This is a genomic window from Acetobacterium sp., assembly GCF_041752335.1.
Taxonomy (GTDB): domain Bacteria; phylum Bacillota; class Clostridia; order Eubacteriales; family Eubacteriaceae; genus Acetobacterium.
Window position 1 is genome coordinate 1 of sequence record NZ_JBGSHG010000064.1, and the last position, 4,399, is coordinate 4,399.

General features: G+C 35.4%; 4 protein-coding genes. 2 read left to right on the top strand and 2 right to left on the bottom strand.

The features are described from left to right. Positions 1-206: 206 nt before the first annotated feature. Both ACEW8F_RS08580 and ACEW8F_RS08585 read left to right on the top strand, forming a co-directional pair. The gene (locus tag ACEW8F_RS08580) at positions 207-473 is read left to right on the top strand and encodes a hypothetical protein (protein WP_373483061.1); all 267 of its coding nucleotides are present in this window, start codon (positions 207-209) and stop codon (positions 471-473) included. A 117-nt stretch (positions 474-590) separates the two neighbouring features. After that, positions 591-833, top strand: coding sequence for a hypothetical protein (locus ACEW8F_RS08585; RefSeq protein WP_373483062.1), 243 nt, complete (start codon positions 591-593; stop codon positions 831-833). Positions 834-929: 96 nt separating this feature from the next. Here ACEW8F_RS08585 and ACEW8F_RS08590 read toward each other — a convergent pair whose 3' ends face one another. Then, positions 930-3,254 carry a methyl-accepting chemotaxis protein gene (locus tag ACEW8F_RS08590; protein WP_373483063.1) on the bottom strand — a complete coding sequence of 775 codons (2,325 nt, stop codon included), beginning with the start codon at positions 3,252-3,254 and terminating at the stop codon, positions 930-932. A gap of 86 nt (positions 3,255-3,340) precedes the next feature. Next, the gene (locus tag ACEW8F_RS08595) at positions 3,341-4,276 is read right to left on the bottom strand and encodes a lipoate--protein ligase (protein WP_373483064.1); all 936 of its coding nucleotides are present in this window, start codon (positions 4,274-4,276) and stop codon (positions 3,341-3,343) included. Positions 4,277-4,399 lie beyond the last annotated feature (123 nt).

The window sequence follows — 4,399 nt, forward strand, 5'->3', positions numbered from 1 at the left end:
GTCACCATTGTCCGGAGTTTGGAAAAGATACGATCTATCGCTTCATGAACTCCCCCAAAATCCATTGGCAGAAGTTTACCACGTTACTGGCCGCCCGGGTAACCAATCAGAGTCTTACCCGTCTTACCAATGAATCCCGGGGAAATGTTCTGAGTTTTGCAGTCCATCCTCCCTGATTGCCGTCAAAAAAACGGGGATTGACGTGATTGCCATGGCAAAGAAAACACCCAAAATTCACTACTGATGGCAAAAAGAAATCTGTCAAAGCCATCTATTCAGCCTGCAAAAAACGCCGGGGGCGATCACGATACCTGCTTTCAGTAAATACCGCGATTCAAAAAGATGATAGCATCATGTCAGTCAAACTTGTCTTTGTCAGAAACCGGAATAAGCGCAATGATTACCTGGTTCTGATTACAACTGATCTCACCCTTTCTGTTGATGACATCATCCGCATTTATGGAAAACGCTGAGCGATTGAGGTTTTTTTTCAAAGTATGCAAATCCTATCTGAAACTGACAAAATCCTTCAGAGGACTGTCTTTTGATGCCCAGACAGCCATGTTGCGATTGTCTTTACCCGTTACACAATGCTGTCACTGGAAAATCGGTTTAACCTTGATGTGCGCAGCATCGGGGAATTGTTCTACTGGACATGTGATGAACTGGCTGATATCACTTATCAGGAGTCCTATCTTCCGCTGATTGAACTGATGCTGAGTTTTTGTCAGGATAATCTTCAACTCAGTGAAGAAAAAATGGTTATTCTGCTCGATCAGTTCCTTCAGAATTTACCGGCAATGATAAAAAGCAGTCTCGAACCCCGCGCCTGAATAGATATTTTCAGGAAAAGTCCTTTGCATCAACGTTTTAGAGTGTTTTTAATGTGCGAAGTTTGAGTTATTAATCCATAAATTATGACTATATTATTAAAATACGTCATATTTTCTTAGTTTAAATTGACCAATCATTTGCTTTAGTATTTCGGCTTGGCTGGATAATTCTTCACTTGCAGCAGCACTTTCTTCAGAAGTTGCTGAATTCTGTATAACTACCTTCGTAACCTGTTCAATTCCAAGGTTAATCTGCTCAATTCCAGAGGCTTGCTCATTTGACGCTCCAGCAATATTTTCTACTAGATATGAAACTTTTCCAATTCCATCAACAATATCATTAAAAGCAACTGCAGTATCGTTAGCTATTCTAGTTCCTGCCTGTACTTTATCGATGGAACCTTCGATTAAGATGGTCGTTTCTTTTGCAGCTTCGGCACTTCTTGCAGCCAGTGTTCTGACTTCTTCTGCTACTACTGCAAAACCTTTTCCATGCTGTCCTGCTCGTGCCGCCTCAACAGCTGCATTAAGTGCTAGTATATTTGTCTGAAAGGCAATATCATCGATTACCTTAATGATTTTAGAAATATTTTCAGATGATTTGCTGATTTTGATCATCGATTTCTGCATTTCTGCCATTTGCGCTTTTCCTTCTACTGCATTGCCTTGCACATCTATAGACAGCTCTCGGGCTTTATTTGCATCAACTGCATTTCGTTTAGTTTGGTCCGCAATTTCTGTTATGGATGCCGTCAATTCCTGAATGGTACTCGCTTGTTCAGTCGATCCCTGCGCCAAGTTCTGGCCACCATACGAGACCTCATTTGAACCAGCGGCTACCTGATCTGCTGACTCATTGATTTTCATTAGTAAAGGGTTTAATGTTTCGATAATCCCATTTATGCCATAGGATATATCTGCATAATCGCCATCATATATTTTCACATTTTTTAGATCGAGATTTCCCTTTCCGATCTCACAAGTAACTGTTGAGATTTCTGTTATTACCCAATTCAATCGAAGTTGTATGTCATTGATCACCTGCTTCAATTCGTCGAAAACCCCTTGATATAAACCATTAACAGTATTTTTCAAATTTCCCGAACAGAGTAGATCCAATACTTCCAACATTTCTTTTAATGGTTTATCTACTTCATTAAGAATAATATTCATTCCATTAATGAGGGCATACCATGAACCTTTAAATTTTGTCTCATCTGCTCTTTTTCCCAATTTTCCTTCTACAACAGCATTAATAAGCATCGATGCATCTTCATTCATATTGCAAATCGATTTTTTTACTTCCATCAAGTATTTATCGATTGCCTGAAATTGGTCAAACATTTCACCTGCATATTCATTGGGATTCGCTATATCCATGTCAAACTCTAAGTTACCTTCAGCCAAACGCAATAAGTTCTTTTCTATTCGTGCTATTTCTTTATTCGTATAATCTTTAATATTTAAAACTTGTGTCATATCCGTTATAGCTTCTACAAATCCAATATTTTCTTCATTCTTGTTTTTGATATATGCGGTATCCTGTTTTTCTTTTTTTCTACCCCACTCAAAATGTGAATTGGTCACGCCTTTTTTCACAAATTGTTTTATTCCACAATCTTCTGTATTGCAGATACTAGCTCCTGCTGTACAACAACCCGATCCATAAGCTGATTCTCGGTTTGTGATAAAACCAGCTGAAACCAACGACTTTTCAAATGCTTTATTCATAAATGTCCATTTCATATTATTATCCATCACTTGAATGGGCATCGGCGTCGCATCGAGGATTGCTTCAAACCAGTGCATCCTGTCAACAACCTTGTCCATAGTTTGATTGGCATTTAAAATTGTTTTTCTAAAATCGCCGTCCAGGTCATCAGCATGATCTCTTATTGTAAATTCACCATTAGTTGCGCTATCTGAAATCACAACCATATGGTTTGAAATTCTTTCAATAGAATTTCGGATTTTTAGTAAACTTATGCCTAGTAGATCTTTTTCTGATTTTGGTTTAATTCCAATTGACATATTTCCTTCCGCTAAATGCTTTGCAGTAATTGACTGATTTTTAATATCTTCGACAAAGCGATAAATAGCTATACTGAGTTCTCCCAGTTGAGTCTTAGAATCTGAGGATATAAATTCCATATCAACTTCACCATAGTTCAGTTGATCAACTTCTTTAGCAAGACTTATCAGTCTCCTTGAAAATCTCTGTATACTAATAATCATAACGCAAACAACGAATAGCAAACCCATACCAAAAACAAATATCAGTTTATTCTGTATATCACCCAGCTGAATAGAATTTTGATTCAGTATAAATAATAATATGCCCTCTGTTATCGTAATCATCAGTATTGAAGGAAACCCGATCAATAGAATCATCTGTAAAAATAAACTTTTTTTGTGTATCATTTTTTCTCCTTGCCTTAAAACTTAAAAACTTTAAATAATAATAGCAGATAGCATAGATATGGTTTAAAATAATCCCAAGATTATTCTTAAACCATACAGCTTACCAATTCATCAATACTGAACTTGTAGAAAATACTTTCAGCATTAATTTCTTTTAAAATGGCTCTGATATTTTCTTCTTTATAAAAACATCCCTCTAATGCCTTCGAAACATAGTTAATGTCGCCTTTACAAAAAAAATCACCGTAAATTTTGCATTCCGCAATATAGCCTTTCTTGATATTGAGATGAAATTCAATTTTCCCACCTTTGCATCGTTTACTTTTAATAATATTGAATTTCGGTGATTTTCCATAGTTCCATTCCCAACTTTTAAATTTCTGATTTCTAATTTCATTAACTCTATCAATATCATTCAATGTCAATATATATCGTTTTTCATTATTTTTGAGTATCTCATTCACTATAAGATTTTTAAAAGCAATTGAATTGATTTCTCTGTCAAAATAATCTTTTATATTTGTGACTCTTTCCCTCACTGATTTTATTCCTTTTGAAATAATTTTATCATCTGAAACAGTAATTGCTCTAACAAGCTCATCTAAATCAGTGTTAAACAGAATAGAACCATGATGAAGACCACATTGTTCATCACAATACTGAGAATTACCTGAAATCTTCTTTCCTTTGATATAAATATCATTACGATCATTATAACTTGCTTCAATTCCCTGTTGTGCTAAAGCGTTAATCACCGGTTTAACATACTCAGTGAAGTCAATATTCATAAATGGCTTTTTTATAATATAACTAAATTGCCAACCATTTGGATCTGTATATATTGTTCCACCACCAGTTATTCGTCTCACAACACAAATTTTTTTTTCTTTTACATAATCATAGTTTATTTCTTCAATTGTATTTTGATGTTTGCCAATCATTAATGTAGGAACAGTTCTCCAAAAAAGAAAAACATCATCATTCAAATTGAGTTCTTTCAATAAATAACTCAAACTTCGCACATTAAAAACACCCTAAAACGTTGATGCAAAGGACTTTCCCTGAAAAATATCCATTCAGGCGCAGGGTTTGAGACTGCTTTTTATCATTGCCGGTAAATTCTGAAGGAACTGATCGAGCAGAAT